We start from the raw sequence: 16,096 nt of genomic DNA on the forward strand, positions 1-16,096 counted from the left end.
CATTGTTGAAATCTTTCGATTGCAAATCTCCCAGATTTCATTCATCCTCGCCGTCATACTCGTAATGTGGAGTAGATTTCAGGCCGTAGTTACAGAACATGCGGATTCTTATTGCACATCTTAGAGAAATTTTTAATTTACTGCTATGAATTATTGGAATCGAACTCGTAGTGTAGTCAAAAGTGCGAAAGCTGCCATTGCTTCCGAACCTAAGCATCTAGCTTCAATCGCACCTCTAGTGGAGGATGCACTTTCATTGCTCTTAAGCAACCCGTCTGAAGAATCAGTATCGGAAGTCAGCTATTTACTCACTAAAGCCCAGGAATTCGTAGCGCGATGGCGACCATCTCCTCGACCGTCTCCTGGCGTTATTTACATTCAGCCAATATGGGCACGAAGCACCGACGAACAAATCAGCGAAGCGCTATCACTCTTAAAACATGTTGATCTTTCAATCCCAAAAAAAATCGAAAATCCTACAACAATGAAAATATTTATTAGCCACAGCAGTGTAGATAAAAAAATTGCAGAGTCTTTAATTGATTTAATTCGACTGGCTTTAAACATACGCTCCAGCGACATTCGATGCACAAGCGTCGATGGCTATAAATTATCTGCCGGAGCGGAATCAAATAATCAGCTCAAGGCGGAAGTTTTCGAAAGTGAAATATTTATCGCAATACTTAGTCCAGCAAGCATGGCATCGATTTACGTCATGTTTGAACTAGGTGCACGATGGGGAGCCAACAAATACTTAGCACCAATCATGACAAATGGAACAAAGGCACATGACTTAAAAGCCCCACTCTCCGAGATACATGCAATCAACGGATCTTCCGAACCAGACATGCTCCAATTAATAGAAGATCTATCTCAACGTCTAAAGATAAGCACAGAGAAACCGGCCGTATACAACAAAGCTCTTCGAGTTTTTACGGAATGCGCCTCAACAGCATAGCAAGCATGTATTTTTATATTCAAGGTGATCATAAAGAAGCCAGCTCCTGGCGCCTCCCCTACTGGCAGCAACCAGCAATCAGATAAAAATTCTATGATTAAGCTTTTTATCAGTCATAGCAGCGAAGACGCTGAACTCGCTGCAATATTTGTTCAATTGATTGTTACTGCTTTGATGGTCAAAGCACAGGACATTCGATGCACAAGCGTAGATGGCTATCGTCTGCCAGGGGGCTCAGACACTGATGAACAATTGCGCGAAGAAGCGCTAGGCGCAGAGTGCTTTATCGGAGTAATTTCCTCGCAAAGCCTCGCATCAGCATATGTACTATTTGAACTAGGAGCACGCTGGGGGGCTAGACGTCACCTAATACCTCTACTGGCGCCCGGATTACGCCCTCAAGCGCTAAAAGGTCCTCTTCGTGGCCTAAATGCGCTAAGCTGTGACAGCATGGCAGACATTCACCAATTGATTGCTGAATTAGCCTCAAGAATGCATATTCAAAGCGAGTCACCCGCCGTTTACCAACACCAACTTGAAGCGCTTGTTTACTATGCGACAACACTTGAAATACCAGTTGACTCAACCCCAACAAAAGAGCACATAGTAGATAAACACCTAATTGGAGTAACTGCTACTCAAATACCATCTCAAGACGACGACTATGCGGCCTCTGGGGAGATCATCGCGCAGCACTGCGAGCGGGAGTGGCCGGAGGATTTTTCGATGCGCGCTTATTGCATAAATCAGCAACAAGAAGCCGTTGAAAAACTCCGCCAAGGACGACCTTCAGACATCCCAGAAGAAGTTTTTTATCAGATTAGACGTAAATGTGCGCGTGAATGGCCAGATGATTTTTCAATGAGACAATATTCGGAAGAACAACAGACTGCTGCATACCGCAGCCTGCAGTCACGTCGCCAACAACCAATTTATTGAATAAAATTTATATAATGATCGAAATTTTTAAAAAAGTCCCAAAACGAATTATTCATTATTTTGCTTAACGGTCTTCCTAGCCTCACGCTCGTCCCCTCCAATCCAATCCATTTCTAAGCGCTCGCCACCCAGCCCCTGAACGCCAACCCCATGTAGAACATGCGCACATCGCCGAACCCGGCCTCGCGCAGCATCGCCTCGTCCTCCTCCGGCATCAGCGCAACCAGTTCTGAGGCAACCTTGGTCCATCCGCCGTCCGCCAGCTCCGGCGCCATGCCAGACGCTACCTGCAATGCCAAATAGCGCGACAACCAAAAGCCGCTCTCCACGGCCCTACGTTCACCAACAGCACGCGGCCAAGGGCGGAAAAAAATTGCTATTTATTCAATAGCTACGAGCGCTCTACCAATAAGCGCTGGAGCTCTTTTTAACTCATATTTCTACGGGACACGTACTAGCCTGCGCTGCATAGCGTGCCACGCCCGGCAGGGCCCCTAGCAAAGATCTCGCGCCGACACTCCCACCGCCTCGCACCACCGGCGGTAATCCGCCCGCCGATCAGCCATAGTGATCCGCTGCAGCACTGCATGGTGCGGCCCCAAATATTCCACGCTGCCCTTGACCACCACATACACCAGCAGTTCTTCGGTGCCCGTCGCCTCCCACCAGTCCACATTGCCCGCGGGCTCATGGATGTAGTCGCCCGGCCGCACCACGCGGCCATCGTTCAGGCGGCGCTCGCCCGCCAGCGTCAGGGCGTGCACTTCGCCCGTGTGCCGGTGCAGGCCCAGCCGCGTGCCTGGCGACAGGCGCATCAGCTCCACCCAGCCCGCATCGTCGGGCAGGAACTGGATGGGCAGGGACCACTTGCCTTCGCCTTCGGGGATCCAGCCCGCCAGGCCCGCACGCTCCAGCGTCTGGGCCACGATCACGTCGGCAAGAAGGTGGTCGTTCGTTGTCGTCATCGTCATGTCGGTGCTCCTGGGTAGTTGTTGGTGGATGGATTGCTTGATTGCTGGGTTGCTTGTTTATTGCTCGGGGTGCTGGTGGCGGTATTCCTGTGTGCGGCCGCCAAAGCCGTAGGCGGCGGCCCGCACGTCCTGCACGTAGACGTAGCTTTCGGGGTGCAGCGTGCCCAGCAGGCCCTCGAAGGCTTCAAACGCCTCGGCGATGTAGCGCGCCTTTTCGGCCTTGGTGTTGGTTTCGTCCACCACCTTGACGTCGAAGTAGAAGCTTGACTGCTTCAGGTCGGCCAGCGACCGGCCGGCGATGTACCAGTCGGCGGGGTCCACAAAGGTGAGGACCACGGCGGTGAGGTCGCGCCGCTTGCCGAGCACGCGGGTGGTCAGGTCCAGCAGGGTTTCTGCAATGCGGGCAGACAGCTCGGGCGTGCGTTGGGCAGACACTTTGACGTTGAGGATGGGCATGGAGGACTCCTGTTGAATGCATCGGGTTGAACGAGCCTTCACTGTAGAAATTGCGCCCCGCCACGGAAACCGCCCGTGGCGATAATGGCTTTTGCTCCGCACGCAAAGGCGCGCTCGATGAAACAAGAACCTCGCTCCTTCCTCCCCGATCCGGCCGACCTGCGGTGGCTGGTGCGGTCGCTCGACCTGCGCTCGTTTTCTGCAGCGGCGCGCGAGATGGATGTGGCGGTGTCGGTGGTCGCGCGTGGTGTGGACCGGCTGGAGGCCGGCTACGGCGTGCGCTTGCTGCGCCGGTCCACGCACGGCCTGTCGGCCACGCCCGAGGGCGCAGAGCTGGCGCAGGAAGCGCGTGCCTTGCTGGCGCAGCTGGAGGACATCGGGGCATCGCTGTCGGACCAGCGCAGCCGCGTGGCGGGCACCTTGCGCCTGGCCTCTAGCCAGGAGATTTGCGAAGCGCTGGTGCTGCCCCACCTGGCGGACCTGCAGGCGCGCTACCCCGCCCTGCGGGTGGAGCTGCTGGCCGATGACCGCGTGGCCGACCTGGTGACGGAGGGCATCGACGTGGCGCTGCGCACCACCGTGGGCCACAGCGACTTGGTGGTTGCGCGCGCGCTGGGCCGTTTCGAGCGGCGCCTGTACGCGGCTCCGGAATATTTGCGCCTGCACGGCACGCCCGCCGACCCCAGCGATCTGCAGCAGCACCACACCGTCACGCACACCGCGCAGGGGCCGGCGGTGACCTGGACATTTCTCAATCCACGCGGCAGCGCACAGGGCAAGCCACTGGAGGTGACCGTGCGCTCCCGCCTGGCCGCCAGCAGTTCGGCCCTGGTGCACCACGCGCTGGTGGGCGGCGCGGGCATTGGCATGCTGTCCTGCCCGCTCGCGGCGGCCGATGTGGCGCAAGGCCGGTTGGTGGAGGTGCTGGCGCCTTTTGCGTCCCGCACGGTGCACACGCTGTACGCGGTGTCGTCACCGGGCCGGCGCAATGCGGCCAGGGTGAAGGCGGTGATTGATTTTCTGGTGAAGGCGGCCAAGGACCGGTGGGCGCTGGCGCCTGTGCGTTGAGGGTTTTCTTGCACCAACGGCTGGCTGGTCGGGGGGTTCCCTGAAGTTGAGCAACCGTCGGGCTGAGCCTGTCGAAGCCTTGCGCGGCGGCCCTTCGACAAGCCTGTCCTGAGCCTGTGGAAGGGCTCAGTCAACGTGAACGGTTTCAGGGCGAGTGGGCGCCGCGTTCACTGGAGGCCGTTGCCACCCAGCCCCGGAACGCAAACCCCATGTAGAACATGCGCACATCGCCGAACCCGGCCTCGCGCAGGATCGCCTCGTCCTCCTGCGGCGTCAGCACCGCCAGCTCGGCCGCCACCTTGGCCCGCCCCCGCTCGGCCATCTCCGGCGCCATGCCGGACGCCACCTGAAATGCCGCATAGCGCGACAGCCACAGGTCGCGCTCCCCTGCCCCGCCTTCGCCACCGCCTTCGACGCCAGCACCTTCACCATCGGCCACGCTCAGATGCACCGCGACGAACGGCGCGCCGGGCTTCAGCCGCCGCCGGATCTCGGCCACCATGGCCGCACGCTCCTCGCGCGGCACAAAGTGAAAAGTCAGCAAACACGTCGCGCCATCGAACGGCCCGGCCGGTGCGCTCTGCACATAGCCGTGGTGCAGCGCCACGCGGTCGCCCGACACGCCCGCGCTCTGCAGCCGCTGCGCCGCCAGGTCCAGCATGGGCTGGCTGGGGTCCACACCGTCGAAGCGCCAGCCGGGGTGCGCGCGCGCCATGTCCTCCAGCTCCAGCCCGCCGCCCGCACCCACCACCAGCACCCGGCCGTCGGCGGGCACGCGCTCGGCCAGCAGGATGCGGACCATGGGCAGCAGGCTGTCGTAGCCGGGCACGTTGCGGCGCGGGCCTTCGGCGTAGCGGGCGACGGCGGCGGGGTCGGTGAAGGGGGACGTGGTGGTGGGATGGGGCATGGTGTGGTGTGCGGTGGATGCGGTGGGTATGGCGTTTTGCGGTGGGGTGAGCCAAGGGCTTGCCGGGTTGGCGCAGGGTTTCGACAGGCTCAACCCGAACGGGTGGGGGTGCACCACAGGGGCCAGAAAATCAAGCCAAATTGGCCCCTACCGCTTGTCTATCAAGCGCTAGCAGCTATCAATTCAGTAGTGGCCGGTGAATCCGCCAGCGCTCCTTCTGGGCCCATGCTAACATCACGCAACTTTGAATGTTGCATGAAACGAGATAGCCGCCTTTCCAACGTCCTCCACGCGCTGCTGCACATGGCAGAGATGGATGGCCCCGCCACGTCCGAGTCGCTGGCGCAGGCCATGCAGACCCACCCTGTGGTGGTCCGCCGCCTGATGGCCGGGCTGCGGTATGCGGGTTTTGTCTCGTCGGCCAAGGGGCATGGCGGAGGGTGGGTGCTGTCGTGCCCGCTGTCCGAAGTGACCCTGCGCGACATCCACGAAGCGCTGGGCGCGCCCACCCTGCTGGCGGTGGGCAACAGGGTGGAGAGCCCGGGCTGCATCGTCGAGCAGGCCGTCAACCGCGCGCTGACGGACGCGTACCAGGCCGCCGAAGAGGTGCTGCTGGCCCGCCTGGGCGAGGTGACGCTGGCGCAGCTGTCGGCCGAGTTTCATCAACGCATGGTGGCCGGGTGCCACGGTCACAAGGAGATTTCTCATGGCGGCAGCAGCAATGACAACCACCCAGGCGTATGAGGTGATCGTGATAGGCGGCAGCTTTGCCGGCCTGTCGGCCGCGATGCAGCTGGCGCGTGCACGGCGGCGCGTGTGCGTGGTGGATGCGGGCCAGCCGCGCAACCGGTTTGCCGCCGCGTCGCATGGCTTCTTCGGGCAGGACGGCGAGCCGCCGCTGGCGATGATCGAGCAGGCGCGCCGCAAGCTGCTGGCCTACCCCACGGTGGCGCTGCGCCAGGGCACGGCCGTGTCCGCCACGGCGCAGCAAAGCGCGGGGTCGCCGGAGAGCGGCTTTGCCGTGGTGCTGGACGATGGCACGCACCTGGAGGCTCACAAGCTGGTACTGGCCTTTGGCGTGCAAGATGGCCTGCCCGACATCGCTGGCCTGCGCGAGCGCTGGGGCACCAGCGTGCTGCACTGCCCCTATTGCCACGGCTACGAGTTTGCGGGCCAGCGCCTGGGCGTGCTGTACCACTCGCCGCAGTCCGGCATGCACGCGCAGCTGATCGCCGACTGGGGCCCCACCACCCTCTTCCTGAACGGCGACACCACGCTGGAGCCCGCCGAGCGCGAGCGGCTGCTGGCGCTGGGCATTGCGGTGGAGCCTGCGCGCATTGCGGCGCTGGAAGGCGACGGCGTGGCATTGCACGGCGTGCGCCTGCAGGCCCACGGCGACAGCGGCGCGCGCCTGCTGCCGCTGGACGCCCTGTACGTAGCGGCCACTACCCGCCCCGCCAGCCCGCTGGCCGAGCAACTGGGCTGCGCCATGGACGACGGCCCCATGGGCCCGTGCATCCGCACCGATGCGAACAAGATGACCACGGTGCCCGGCGTGTACGCCGCGGGCGACGCCACGCTGATGCGGCACAACGCCACGCTGGCGTCGGCCGAAGGCGTGCTGGCGGGCGTGGGCGCGCACCAGGCGATGGTGTTCGAGCAATAACGAGGCGGCATGGGTGGGCGTCGACGGCAACGGACCTTGACTGAGGTTTTGGCTGCCGTTCTTTGAGCTCCCCCAACCGTTCGGGCTGAGCCTGTCGAAGCCCTGCGCCGCACGTCGGTAGCCCCGCCATCATCAGCCACAGGGCTCTGCGTCACCGGTTCACAGGGTTGACTGCCGAGCGGACCACCGGTGCAGCCACGCTGCAAGGCCGCAAGATCGGCCCGGTCCCGGCGCGCAGGCTGCGGCACACTGTGCGGCGCAACGCCGCGCACGCCGACCTGCGCACCGGCCTGCCAGTTCCCAACCGCCCCAGCCATCCATCACCATGACCTCCACTGGATTCATCTCCCGCTTGCATGCCCGCTCTGGCTTTGGCATTGCCTTTCGCTGGCTGTCCACCGCGGCGCTCTGCAGCGCCGCCACCCTGGCCCACGCCGCAGGCTTTGCCTTCATCGAGGTGCCCGCCGACCAGGACGGGCCCGCGCTGCGCGGCGCCGTGTGGTCGCCGTGCAGCACGCCGCCGGGCCCCATCGACCTGGCGCCGCTGGTGCTGCAAGGCACGCGGGACTGCCCCGTGACCGGCCCAGGTCTGCCGCTGGTGGTGGTGTCGCACGGCGCGGGCGGATCGGCCCTGGGGCACCACGATACGGCGGCAGCGCTGGCCGATGCGGGCTATGTGGTGGCCTCCATCCACCACCCGGGCGACAACTTTCAGGACATGAGCCGCCAGGGCCACCTGTCGGCGTTTGCCACGCGGCCCGTGGACATGAAGCGGCTGACGGTTTACATGCTGGGCGCGTGGCCCCAGCGCGCGCAGCTGGACGCGGGCAAGGTCGGCTTCTTCGGCTTTTCACGCGGGGGCTACACGGGGCTGGTGGCCACTGGCGCTGTGCCGGACTGGACGCTGCGGCCAGACCTGTGCCCACCGCTGTCCACCCGGCCGCTGTGCGGCGAGATCCGCCGCAACGAGATACCGGCCACACCCGCGCCGGATGCGCGCATCAAGGCGGCGGTCATCGTCGATCCCTTGAGCGTGTTCGACGCCAAGGGCCTTCGGCAGGTCGGCGTGCCGGTGCAGTTGTGGGCCTCGGCGCTGGGTGGCGACGGCGTCACGTTGAACAGCGTGGAAACCGTGCGCCAGGGCCTGCCCCGCGCGCCCGACTGGCATCTGGCCGCCAACGCGGGGCACTATGCCTTTCTGGCGCCCTGCTCGCCGGCGTTGGCCGAGGTGGCGCCGGACATTTGCCGCGATGCGCCGGGGTTTGACCGGGTGGCGTTTCACCAGGTGTTCAATGCGCAGGTGGTGCAGTTCTTTCAGCGGCACATTCCGGCGTCTGCAACGGCAGGCATCGCGGCGGGCAAGGCGCCCTGAGCGGTTTTCGTCAGCGGCGGCAAGTCTGCCCCGCTGACAACATGGAGCCGCTCAGCGCGCATCGCAGCCGTTCACATGCACGGCGCTGTCAGGGTCGACCTTCTGGCAGGCTTTGACCTGGTTGGATTTGACCCGGCCATCCACCCAGATCGTGATGTGGGGCTCGGAGGCCTGATGGCACCCTTTCTTTATCTGGACCTGCCCACACGCGCGCAAAACCTGGGCGGCCTTGGATTCGTCGTCACCTCGGTTTTTGACGTTATCCAGAAATGTCTGGACCTGAGTTTGCGTGTAGGGCTTTCCGGTGGCGGGATTGTTCACGTCGTTGTTGATTTCTGCATCCCAGTCCGGCTGGAACACATACGTGGGCCTGGCCAAGGCCGTCCCGCACAGCAGCACGGCAAGCGCTGCAGTCATGAATTTTTTCATTTTCCGCTCTCCTGAATGCCTACTCTTTGACGATTTTCGGCGCCCTCGGCTTCATCACCTGTTGAGGAAGCGAGCCCATCGTGGCGCCGACCGGACGGCTTGGCGATTACAGGAAATTACAGCGGTCTTCAGCTAAAGCGCCCCGCGCAGCGTCAGGCCTGCTTGGCGGACAACTGGGGCCGCCGGATCGTCCACAACGCCGCCGCCATCAGCCCCACACCCGCGAGTTGCACGGCGCTGAGCGTGCGGCCATACACCGCCCAGTCCACCAGCACCGCGGTGAGCGGGTACACAAACTGCAGCACCGCGATGCGCCCCAGCGCCAGGCGGGCCATGCCGGCGAACAGCACCACATACGCCAGCCCCGTGTGCACCACGCCCAGGCCCAGCAGCCAGGCCCATGCAGCACCCTGCTGCGGCCAGCCCAGCACGAAGGGGGCCCACACCAGCGCCACGGCGCCCACCAGGCACTGCCACAGCGCCATCGCAAAGGGGCTGATGGCCTTTTGCGTGTTGGCCAGCAGCGTGACGCCCGCGTAGCACAGCGAGCCGCCCAGGCACATCAGCACACCCGCCATGTAGCCGCCGCCACCACCACTGCTGCTGGCGGCCGCAGCCGCTGCGGTGCCGTCCAGCAGGCCGGTGGTCAGCACCAGGCCGCCCAACGCGGCCAGGGTGGCCAGCCACTGCGTGGGCGAGACGGCCTCGCGCAGAAACAGCGCGCCGAACACGATGACCCAGATGGGCTGGATGTGAAAGATGACCGTCGCCACGGCGATGGAGGTGCGCGGGATGGCCGCGAAGAACAGCGCCCAGTTGAACACCATGAGCACGCCGGTGGCGCACGCCACCCAGCGGGTGCGGCCGCTGAGCAGCAGCTCGCGCCCCCGGCCCGTGGCCAGGCACCAGGCCAGCAGCGCCAGCGCGCCGAATGCGCAGCGGAACCACACCGTCACCAGCGGGTGCTGGCCCGCCTCTTCCACAAACACTCCGATGGTGCCCAGCAGCACGCCCCCGGCGATGAGCAGCCACTGGCCGTCGCGCTCGCGCTGGACAGGTGGTTGCGATGGCTCTGCGGGGGATAGGGACGCTGCGATGCCGGCTTTGAGATTCATGGGGCTGATGCTCGGGGTTTAGCGTTGTGGTGTAAAACGGATAATTCGAACGGATATCATTCGATAAACGAATGCCTTTAAAAATGGCGTTTGACAGTGCACGACACCCTGCGTCTCCACCCGCGGCCATAAGCACCCACACCCACACCCACACCCACACTCACGTTCACACCGACCGTTCAGGCTGAGCCTGTCGAAGCCCGCCCCAATCCCTGTGCGACGGACCAGAGAATCTGCGCAGTCGCCAGCCACACGGCAAGACGCCAGATCACACCACTGCCCCCCCACCAAGGCCCTGTCACCACCATGAACCACCCAGACTTTCAGATCGACTGGCTGCGCGCCTTTGTGGCCGTGGTGGACGCAGGCTCGCTCTCGGGCGCGGCGCCGCTGGTGCACCGCTCCCAATCCGCAGTCAGCATGCAGATCAAGAAGCTGGAGGCTGCGCTCGGCCGCCCGGTGCTGCTGCGCGGGCCGCGCCACCTGGAGGTGACGCCGGCCGGGGCCGAGCTGCTGTCGTACGCGCGCCGCGTGCTCGACCTGCAGGCCGAGGCGCACACGGCGCTGTTCGGCCCGCAGCTGGCCGGGCGCGTGCGGCTGGGTGTGCCGGACGACTATGCCAGCGCCTACCTCACGCCGGTGCTGCGCAGCTTTGCGCACCGCTACCACGGGGTGGAGATCGAGCTGACGTGCGAGCAGTCCACGTCGCTGATCCCGCGCCTGGGGCGCGGCGAGCTGGACCTGGCGCTGGTCTCGCGCGACAAGCCGCAGCGCGGGCACTTTTTGTTTGATGAGCCGTTGGTGTGGGTGGGCTCGCCGCAGCACGAGGTGTGGCGGCGCGACCCGCTGCCGATTGCGGTGTACGAATCGGCCAGCCTGGCCCGCATCGCCACGATGAAGGCGCTGGCGGCGCGGCGGCGTGCGCACCGCATCGTGTACCACAGCTCCAGCCTGGCGGGGCAGCTGGCCGCGGTGGAGAGCGGCCTGGCCGTGGCGGTGCTCACGCGCTGCAGCGTGCCCGCGCACTTGCAGATACTGCAGGACCTGCCGGCAGAGTTTGACCTGCCGCTGCTCGATTCGATGGAGGTGGCGGTGCTGCGCAGCAAGGTGTCGCTGCGCTCGCCAGCGGTGGATGCGATGTACGAGCAGATGCTGCGCACGCTGGGGAGTTGATGGTGCGTGGCGACACGGCCAGCGTGCCGGCCGGCACTGCGGACCACGACAGCAACCCTGCCGCCGCAAGGCACTTGCGCGACCGTGGCTGCGGCGCAATCCAGTTCTAATGTTTGGCACCGGGGCGCGCAATTGAACCAACGGCGCGCCCTTCTTCCTACCGAAAGCCAAGCATGACCACCACCACCGACATTCCCACCACCGCACTGCAACTGCGCTCGCTCGTCCAGCCCGACGGCACCTTGCAGATCAGCCTGGAGCCCACGCCCGTGCCCACGCCGGGGCCTGACGAGGTGCTGATCCAGGTGCAGGCCACGCCCATCAACCCGTCGGACATCGGCCTGCTGCTGGGCCCCGCCGATTTGTCCACGGTGCAGGTCACGGGCACGGCCGAGCGCCCGGTGGCCACGGCCCGCATCCCCGACCGCGCCATGCCCGGCATGGCCGCACGTTTGGGCCAGAGCATGCCCGTGGGCAACGAGGGCGCGGGCCTGGTGGTGGCTGCGGGCGCGTCGCCCGCAGCGCAGGCACTGCTGGGCCGCACGGTGGCCGTCATTGGCGGCGCCATGTACGCGCAGTACCGCGCCATGCCGGCGGCGCAGTGCCTGCCGCTGCCTGAAGGCACCACGGCGGCCGAGGGCGCATCGTGCTTCGTCAACCCGCTGACCGCGCTGAGCATGGTGGAGGCCATGAAGCGCGAGGGCCACACCGCGCTGGTGCACACCGCCGCGGCCAGCAACCTGGGCCAGATGCTGAACAAGATCTGCCAGAAGGACGGCATCGGCCTGGTCAACATCGTGCGCAAGCCCGAGCAGGCAGCGCTGCTGCGCGGCATCGGCGCGCAGTATGTGTGCGACACCAGCGCGCCCACTTTCGTGGCCGACCTGACCGAGGCGCTGGTGGCCACGGGCGCGACTATCGCGTTCGACGCCACCGGCGGCGGCACGCTGGCCGGGCAGATCCTGCAGTGCATGGAAGCGGCCATCAACCGCAAGGCGCAGGAGTACAGCCGGTATGGATCGGCGGTGCACAAGCAGGTGTATTTGTATGGTCACCTGGACACGCGGCCGACCGAGATCCACCGCACGTTCGGCATGGCCTGGGGCATTGGCGGGTGGCTGCTGTTTCCGTTCCTGGCCAAGATCGGGGATGCCGCGGCCCAGGCGCTGCGCGCGCGCGTGGCGGCGGAGTTGAAGACCACGTTTGCCAGCCACTATGCGCGCACGGTGTCGCTGGCCGGGGCTGTGAGCGCCGATGCGATCGCGTTTTATGGTGCGCGGAATACGGGTGCGAAGGTGTTGATCGATCCGTCGATGGAGTGAGCGGGGGTCGGTGCAGGTCACAGTCTGTCGGAGCGTTGTGCGGCGCTTCGACGAGCCTGTCCTGAGTCTGTCGAAGGGCTCAGCGTGAACGGATATTGGGGATTCCATTTCACTTACCCCCACACCGTTCGGGCTGAGCTCTCAAACACCGTTCGGGCTGAGCCTGTCGAAGCCTTGCGCGGCGCCTCGACAAGCCTGTCCTGAGCCTGCCGAAGGGCTCAGCGTGAACGGGTAGTTGTGGCTGCATCTTCACTCGCCCCACACCGTTCGGGCTGAGCCCCTCAAAAACCGTTCGGGCTGAGCCTGTCGAAGCCTTTCACCGCGCTTCGGCGAGCTGCGCGTGAACGGTGATTGTTTTTTCGTTGACTGCGAGTGGCTGTCCGTCAGGCCGCTGCCCGCACCAGCGCCACCAACTGCTCGCGCGGCCCCAGCAGCGCATCGCCCCCCAACAGCCGCAGCGCGCCGCTCTGCCCTGTCACCACCAGTTGCGGCACACCCCGTGCACCCACGGCGCGCAGTGTGGACTGGGCGTAGGCCACACGTTCAGCCAGCAGCGTGCGCAGGGCTGCATCGGGCGCCAGCTTGAGCGCCGCGGCGTCGACCAGGCCCAGGGCATTGAGCACATCGGCCAGCACGGCAGGCTCTGCAGTGTCGCGCCCGTCCACATAGCGGGCATGCTGCAGCGCATGCAGGGCCTCCAACTCGCGCTCGGGCGCGGTGTGGGCCACGGCAGTCAGCGCCAGCGTGGCAGGGCCTGAGTCGAAACGGCCAGACGGCGCACCCAGAATCTGGTCGCGGTAAGCCTGCGTGAAGGGCTGGCCCGTGAGCTGCTGGATGCGCTGGTCGTTACTCCACGCATAGGCGGCAAATTCCGCATCCATGGGCCGCGCGCCTGCGCCTGCAAACAGGCCGGTGGGCGCGAGCGAGACGTGGATGCCATCCACGCCCTGCAGGTGCTTCAGCGCGGGCGCGGCGGCGTAGCACCAGCCGCACAGGGGGTCGAACAGATAGGTGACGGAGATGGAGGACATGGTGGGTCAGGGGCTTTCAGGATCAGGGGATGCTGTGGGGGATGCGGTGGGGGATGCGGCAGGGGGTGCTGATGCAGCAAGTGCGGCTTCGAAAAGTGCGAGCTCTTCTACCAGCGTGCCCCGGCTGCGGAAGTGGCGGCCGGCCCGGTCGTACCAGTTTTCGGCATCTTCGAGGTCGCCTTCCTGCACATGCAGGATGCCGTGCAGCCAGGCTGCGAGCATCGAGCCGTCGTGCTGCACCAGGTCGTGCGCCGCGTTCCAGCGCCCGGCGTGCAGGTGCTGCAGGACTTGCTGGAGTGAATGCGTGGACACGGTGGGCTCCTTGTGAAAAACGGATGGCTGGCGGTGGCGCTGCAGAACGAAGTCTTATAGCTATCTATGGGACTAACTTTCTATCTGCGTTCGATCATCTCCCACCCGTTCACGCTGAGCCCTTCGACAGGCTCAGGACAGGCTTGTCGAAGCGCCGCGCGGGGCTTCGACAAGCTCAGCCCGAACGGGTGTGGGAGCCGAACGGTCGTGAGAGCCCGAGCGGTTGTGGGAGCCTGAACGGCGGCACCAGCGCCAACGGAAGCGATGGATGAACCGCAGGTTCGTCGCGGCCTTTCCAGAATTCAGCGATTTACCACTTCATCTCGCCCTTGTTGACCTTGGCGCCGATGTCCAGCGACAGGCCCATGGGCGCTGCGGGGTAGGCCTTCTTCATCGCGTCGATGAGTTCAGCGCTGGTCTTGGTGGCTGCGGCATGCTTCTCGAAGGCTTGCAGGTAGCCCTTGGTGTAGGTGATGTTGGCAGCATCGAGCGTGCCGCCGGCAGGCATGTGGCCGGGCACGACCACCGTGGGCTGCAGTGCGGCCATCTCGTCGAGCTGGGCCACCCAGGCGCTGCGCTCGGCCACGGTTTGCGTGTCGGCCGTCCACACGTGGGTGTTGGTGCCCGACACCGCGATGTTGCCCACGATGGCCTTGATGGACGGGATCCACGCATACGGGCGGTGCGCCAGCACGCCGGTGGTGCCGCGGATCTCGACCACCTGGCCGTCCACGCTCAGCGTGTTGCCGCTGATGGCCTTGGGCAGCACAGGCGTGCGCGGTGCGTTGGCACCCATCTTGGGTCCCCAGAACGAGAGCTTGGTCGCCAGCTTGGCGTTGATCTTCTCCAGCACGGCGGGGGTGGTCACCACGTCGGCCTTGGGGAAGATTTCCTTGAGCGTTTCCACGCCGAAGTAGTAGTCGGGGTCGGCCTGGCTCACGTAGATGGTCTTGAGTTCCTTGCCGGTGTCGAGCACGTTGGCGGCAATGCGCAGTGCGTCGGCACGGGTGAAGCCGGCGTCGATGACCATGGCTTCCTTCTCGCCGTAGACCACGGTGGAGTTGACGTTGAAGCTGTTGCCGTCGGCGTTGTAGACCTTGACTTGCAGGGGCTGGGCAGCCTGGGCGCCAGTGAAGGCGACGGCGAGGGTGGCGGCGATGAGGGTGGTGCGGAACATGGTGGTTTTTCCAGAACGTTGAAGGGGTTGTCAGGGCTTGGCGTTGATGTCGAAGCGAAGTTTATTTGCGCCAATCGATCCAATAAACCCCATAAAATGCGCATATTTGTTGCACCAATAGAGCAAATATGGACCGCCTGACCGCCATGCGGGTGTTTGTGGAAGTGGCCACCAGCGGCAGCTTCAGCGCCACGGCCGAGCGGCTGGAGATGTCGCGCGCCATGGTCACGCGCTATGTGGGCGAGATGGAGCAGTGGCTGCAGGCGCGGCTGCTGCAGCGCACCACCCGCAGCGTGACGCTGACGGATGCCGGCGAGCACTGCCTGCGCCGCTGCCAGCAGATGCTGGCGCTGTCGCAAGACCTGGAGGAAGAAACCGCCAGCACCACCGAGGGCGAGCTGCGCGGCCAGTTGCGGCTGACCTGCAGCGTGTCGTTCGCGTTCGCGCAGATGGGCGCGGCGATTGCGGACTTTCTGGCGCAACACCCGCAGCTCAAGATCGACCTGGACGCGAGCGAGGGGTCGCTGAACCTGGTGGAGCGCCGCATCGACCTGGCCATCCGCATCAGCGCCGAGCCCGACCCGCTGCTCATCGGCCGGCCGCTGGCGCGGTGTGACTCGGTGCTGGTGGCATCACCCGCCTACCTGGCCACGCACGGCACGCCCCAGGTGCCGGCCGATCTGGCGCAGCACCGCTGCCTGAGCTATGCCAACTTTGGCAAGAGCGTGTGGACGCTGACCCGGGACGCAGAGACCGAGCGCGTGGGCGTGTCGGGCCACTTCAGCGCCAACGAGGCCACCACACTGATGCGCGCGGCGCTGGCGGGGGGCGGCATTGCGATGCAGCCGACGTACCTGGCCAACCCGTTGCTGCGCAGTGGCGAGCTGCAGGCCGTGCTGCCCGCGTGGGATTTGCCAGTGATGACGATCTACGCGCTGTACCCGTCACGTCGGCATTTGTCGCCGGCGGTGCGGGCGCTGCTGGATTTTTTGGTGCAGCGGTTTGAAGGGGTGCCTTGGTAGTTGGCGCGGGTAGGCGTGGCAGATGAGTAAAACGCTATCTTTTCGATAGCTGGTAGCGCTTTCTGATCCAGCGGTAGAGGCTGTTTTTTGCTTGATGCTGGACAGGCGATCAACAGCACCCCGGCGCCCTGGCACCTCGCCCCTCGCCCCTTGCGGGAGAGGGGTCGGGGAGAGGGAG

Annotated in this window: 18 protein-coding genes; 9 read left to right on the top strand and 9 right to left on the bottom strand. The window is 64.6% G+C overall.

The window, feature by feature from the left end; all coding sequences use genetic code 11:
* Positions 1-145: 145 nt before the first annotated feature.
* Positions 146-958 carry a toll/interleukin-1 receptor domain-containing protein gene (locus tag ASF16_RS25675; protein WP_082517085.1) on the top strand — a complete coding sequence of 271 codons (813 nt, stop codon included), beginning with the start codon at positions 146-148 and terminating at the stop codon, positions 956-958.
* Between the two features lie 93 nt (positions 959-1,051).
* Positions 1,052-1,897: a toll/interleukin-1 receptor domain-containing protein gene (locus ASF16_RS25680; RefSeq protein ID WP_082517086.1), complete on the top strand. Its 846-nt coding sequence runs from the start codon at positions 1,052-1,054 to the stop codon at positions 1,895-1,897.
* A gap of 113 nt (positions 1,898-2,010) precedes the next feature.
* On the opposite strand, the gene ASF16_RS21630 is transcribed toward ASF16_RS25680, so the two are convergent.
* The 3 genes from ASF16_RS21630 to ASF16_RS21640 all read right to left on the bottom strand — a co-directional run bounded on the left by ASF16_RS21630 (position 2,011) and on the right by ASF16_RS21640 (position 3,324).
* Positions 2,011-2,172 carry a hypothetical protein gene (locus ASF16_RS21630; protein WP_156372180.1) on the bottom strand — a complete coding sequence of 54 codons (162 nt, stop codon included), beginning with the start codon at positions 2,170-2,172 and terminating at the stop codon, positions 2,011-2,013.
* Positions 2,173-2,391: 219 nt separating this feature from the next.
* Positions 2,392-2,868 carry a cupin domain-containing protein gene (locus ASF16_RS21635; protein ID WP_156372181.1) on the bottom strand — a complete coding sequence of 159 codons (477 nt, stop codon included), beginning with the start codon at positions 2,866-2,868 and terminating at the stop codon, positions 2,392-2,394.
* A 57-nt stretch (positions 2,869-2,925) separates the two neighbouring features.
* Positions 2,926-3,324, bottom strand: coding sequence for a 4-oxalocrotonate tautomerase family protein (locus ASF16_RS21640; RefSeq protein WP_056172070.1), 399 nt, complete (start codon positions 3,322-3,324; stop codon positions 2,926-2,928).
* Positions 3,325-3,441: 117 nt separating this feature from the next.
* Here ASF16_RS21640 and ASF16_RS21645 point away from each other — a divergent pair, with 117 nt between their 5' ends.
* Positions 3,442-4,392, top strand: coding sequence for a LysR family transcriptional regulator (locus tag ASF16_RS21645; RefSeq protein ID WP_056172071.1), 951 nt, complete (start codon positions 3,442-3,444; stop codon positions 4,390-4,392).
* 145 nt (positions 4,393-4,537) lie between these two features.
* Here the strand turns inward: ASF16_RS21645 and ASF16_RS21650 are convergent, their stop codons facing one another.
* Positions 4,538-5,299, bottom strand: coding sequence for a class I SAM-dependent methyltransferase (locus tag ASF16_RS21650; protein WP_056172073.1), 762 nt, complete (start codon positions 5,297-5,299; stop codon positions 4,538-4,540).
* A 255-nt stretch (positions 5,300-5,554) separates the two neighbouring features.
* Here ASF16_RS21650 and ASF16_RS21655 point away from each other — a divergent pair, with 255 nt between their 5' ends.
* From ASF16_RS21655 to ASF16_RS21665, 3 genes are all read left to right on the top strand, one after another.
* Complete coding sequence (locus tag ASF16_RS21655; RefSeq protein ID WP_056172076.1) at positions 5,555-6,043, top strand: Rrf2 family transcriptional regulator; 489 nt, start codon at positions 5,555-5,557, stop codon at positions 6,041-6,043.
* A complete protein-coding gene (locus ASF16_RS21660; RefSeq protein ID WP_235507471.1) occupies positions 6,006-6,965 on the top strand; it encodes an NAD(P)/FAD-dependent oxidoreductase in 960 nt (319 codons plus the stop codon). Before ASF16_RS21655 ends, ASF16_RS21660 begins: the two co-directional genes overlap by 38 nt.
* A 325-nt stretch (positions 6,966-7,290) precedes the next feature.
* Positions 7,291-8,337 (top strand): dienelactone hydrolase, encoded by a 1,047-nt coding sequence (locus tag ASF16_RS21665; protein WP_235507472.1) that lies wholly within the window; start codon positions 7,291-7,293, stop codon positions 8,335-8,337.
* A gap of 51 nt (positions 8,338-8,388) precedes the next feature.
* Here the strand turns inward: ASF16_RS21665 and ASF16_RS21670 are convergent, their stop codons facing one another.
* On the bottom strand, positions 8,389-8,766 hold the full coding sequence (locus tag ASF16_RS21670; protein ID WP_056172080.1) for a hypothetical protein: 378 nt from the start codon (positions 8,764-8,766) through the stop codon (positions 8,389-8,391).
* Between the two features lie 152 nt (positions 8,767-8,918).
* Complete coding sequence (locus ASF16_RS21675; RefSeq protein WP_056172082.1) at positions 8,919-9,881, bottom strand: DMT family transporter; 963 nt, start codon at positions 9,879-9,881, stop codon at positions 8,919-8,921.
* A 306-nt stretch (positions 9,882-10,187) separates the two neighbouring features.
* Here ASF16_RS21675 and ASF16_RS21680 point away from each other — a divergent pair, with 306 nt between their 5' ends.
* A complete protein-coding gene (locus ASF16_RS21680; RefSeq protein WP_056172084.1) occupies positions 10,188-11,054 on the top strand; it encodes a LysR family transcriptional regulator in 867 nt (288 codons plus the stop codon).
* Between the two features lie 173 nt (positions 11,055-11,227).
* Positions 11,228-12,376, top strand: a complete 1,149-nt coding sequence (locus ASF16_RS21685; RefSeq protein WP_056172086.1) for a zinc-binding dehydrogenase — start codon at positions 11,228-11,230, stop codon at positions 12,374-12,376.
* A gap of 383 nt (positions 12,377-12,759) precedes the next feature.
* Here ASF16_RS21685 and ASF16_RS21690 read toward each other — a convergent pair whose 3' ends face one another.
* The 3 genes from ASF16_RS21690 to ASF16_RS21700 all read right to left on the bottom strand — a co-directional run bounded on the left by ASF16_RS21690 (position 12,760) and on the right by ASF16_RS21700 (position 14,896).
* The gene (locus ASF16_RS21690) at positions 12,760-13,407 is read right to left on the bottom strand and encodes a DsbA family protein (RefSeq protein ID WP_082517087.1); all 648 of its coding nucleotides are present in this window, start codon (positions 13,405-13,407) and stop codon (positions 12,760-12,762) included.
* Positions 13,408-13,413: 6 nt separating this feature from the next.
* A complete protein-coding gene (locus ASF16_RS21695) occupies positions 13,414-13,719 on the bottom strand; it encodes a hypothetical protein (RefSeq protein ID WP_056172089.1) in 306 nt (101 codons plus the stop codon).
* Between the two features lie 310 nt (positions 13,720-14,029).
* Positions 14,030-14,896: an MBL fold metallo-hydrolase gene (locus ASF16_RS21700; protein WP_056172090.1), complete on the bottom strand. Its 867-nt coding sequence runs from the start codon at positions 14,894-14,896 to the stop codon at positions 14,030-14,032.
* A gap of 128 nt (positions 14,897-15,024) precedes the next feature.
* Here ASF16_RS21700 and ASF16_RS21705 point away from each other — a divergent pair, with 128 nt between their 5' ends.
* Complete coding sequence (locus ASF16_RS21705) at positions 15,025-15,918, top strand: LysR family transcriptional regulator (RefSeq protein WP_056172092.1); 894 nt, start codon at positions 15,025-15,027, stop codon at positions 15,916-15,918.
* Positions 15,919-16,096: the final 178 nt, after the last annotated feature.

Origin of the sequence: Acidovorax sp. Leaf78, from assembly GCF_001422735.1 — a bacterium.
Taxonomy (GTDB): domain Bacteria; phylum Pseudomonadota; class Gammaproteobacteria; order Burkholderiales; family Burkholderiaceae_C; genus Acidovorax.

Bases quoted from the DNA above. Each gene is read 5' to 3' on its own strand.
- ASF16_RS21670 (WP_056172080.1), bottom strand. From the start codon at position 8,766: ATGAAAAAATTCATGACTGCAGCGCTTGCCGTGCTGCTGTGCGGGACG.
- ASF16_RS21655 (WP_056172076.1), top strand. From the start codon at position 5,555: ATGAAACGAGATAGCCGCCTTTCCAACGTCCTCCACGCGCTGCTGCAC.
- ASF16_RS25680 (WP_082517086.1), top strand. From the start codon at position 1,052: ATGATTAAGCTTTTTATCAGTCATAGCAGCGAAGACGCTGAACTCGCT.
- ASF16_RS21660 (WP_235507471.1), top strand. From the start codon at position 6,006: ATGGCGGCAGCAGCAATGACAACCACCCAGGCGTATGAGGTGATCGTG.
- ASF16_RS21685 (WP_056172086.1), top strand. From the start codon at position 11,228: ATGACCACCACCACCGACATTCCCACCACCGCACTGCAACTGCGCTCG.
- ASF16_RS21635 (WP_156372181.1), bottom strand. From the start codon at position 2,868: ATGACGATGACGACAACGAACGACCACCTTCTTGCCGACGTGATCGTG.
- ASF16_RS21630 (WP_156372180.1), bottom strand. From the start codon at position 2,172: ATGGCGCCGGAGCTGGCGGACGGCGGATGGACCAAGGTTGCCTCAGAA.
- ASF16_RS21665 (WP_235507472.1), top strand. From the start codon at position 7,291: ATGACCTCCACTGGATTCATCTCCCGCTTGCATGCCCGCTCTGGCTTT.
- ASF16_RS25675 (WP_082517085.1), top strand. From the start codon at position 146: ATGAATTATTGGAATCGAACTCGTAGTGTAGTCAAAAGTGCGAAAGCT.
- ASF16_RS21705 (WP_056172092.1), top strand. From the start codon at position 15,025: ATGGACCGCCTGACCGCCATGCGGGTGTTTGTGGAAGTGGCCACCAGC.
- ASF16_RS21680 (WP_056172084.1), top strand. From the start codon at position 10,188: ATGAACCACCCAGACTTTCAGATCGACTGGCTGCGCGCCTTTGTGGCC.
- ASF16_RS21675 (WP_056172082.1), bottom strand. From the start codon at position 9,881: ATGAATCTCAAAGCCGGCATCGCAGCGTCCCTATCCCCCGCAGAGCCA.
- ASF16_RS21690 (WP_082517087.1), bottom strand. From the start codon at position 13,407: ATGTCCTCCATCTCCGTCACCTATCTGTTCGACCCCCTGTGCGGCTGG.
- ASF16_RS21650 (WP_056172073.1), bottom strand. From the start codon at position 5,299: ATGCCCCATCCCACCACCACGTCCCCCTTCACCGACCCCGCCGCCGTC.
- ASF16_RS21700 (WP_056172090.1), bottom strand. From the start codon at position 14,896: ATGTTCCGCACCACCCTCATCGCCGCCACCCTCGCCGTCGCCTTCACT.
- ASF16_RS21645 (WP_056172071.1), top strand. From the start codon at position 3,442: ATGAAACAAGAACCTCGCTCCTTCCTCCCCGATCCGGCCGACCTGCGG.
- ASF16_RS21640 (WP_056172070.1), bottom strand. From the start codon at position 3,324: ATGCCCATCCTCAACGTCAAAGTGTCTGCCCAACGCACGCCCGAGCTG.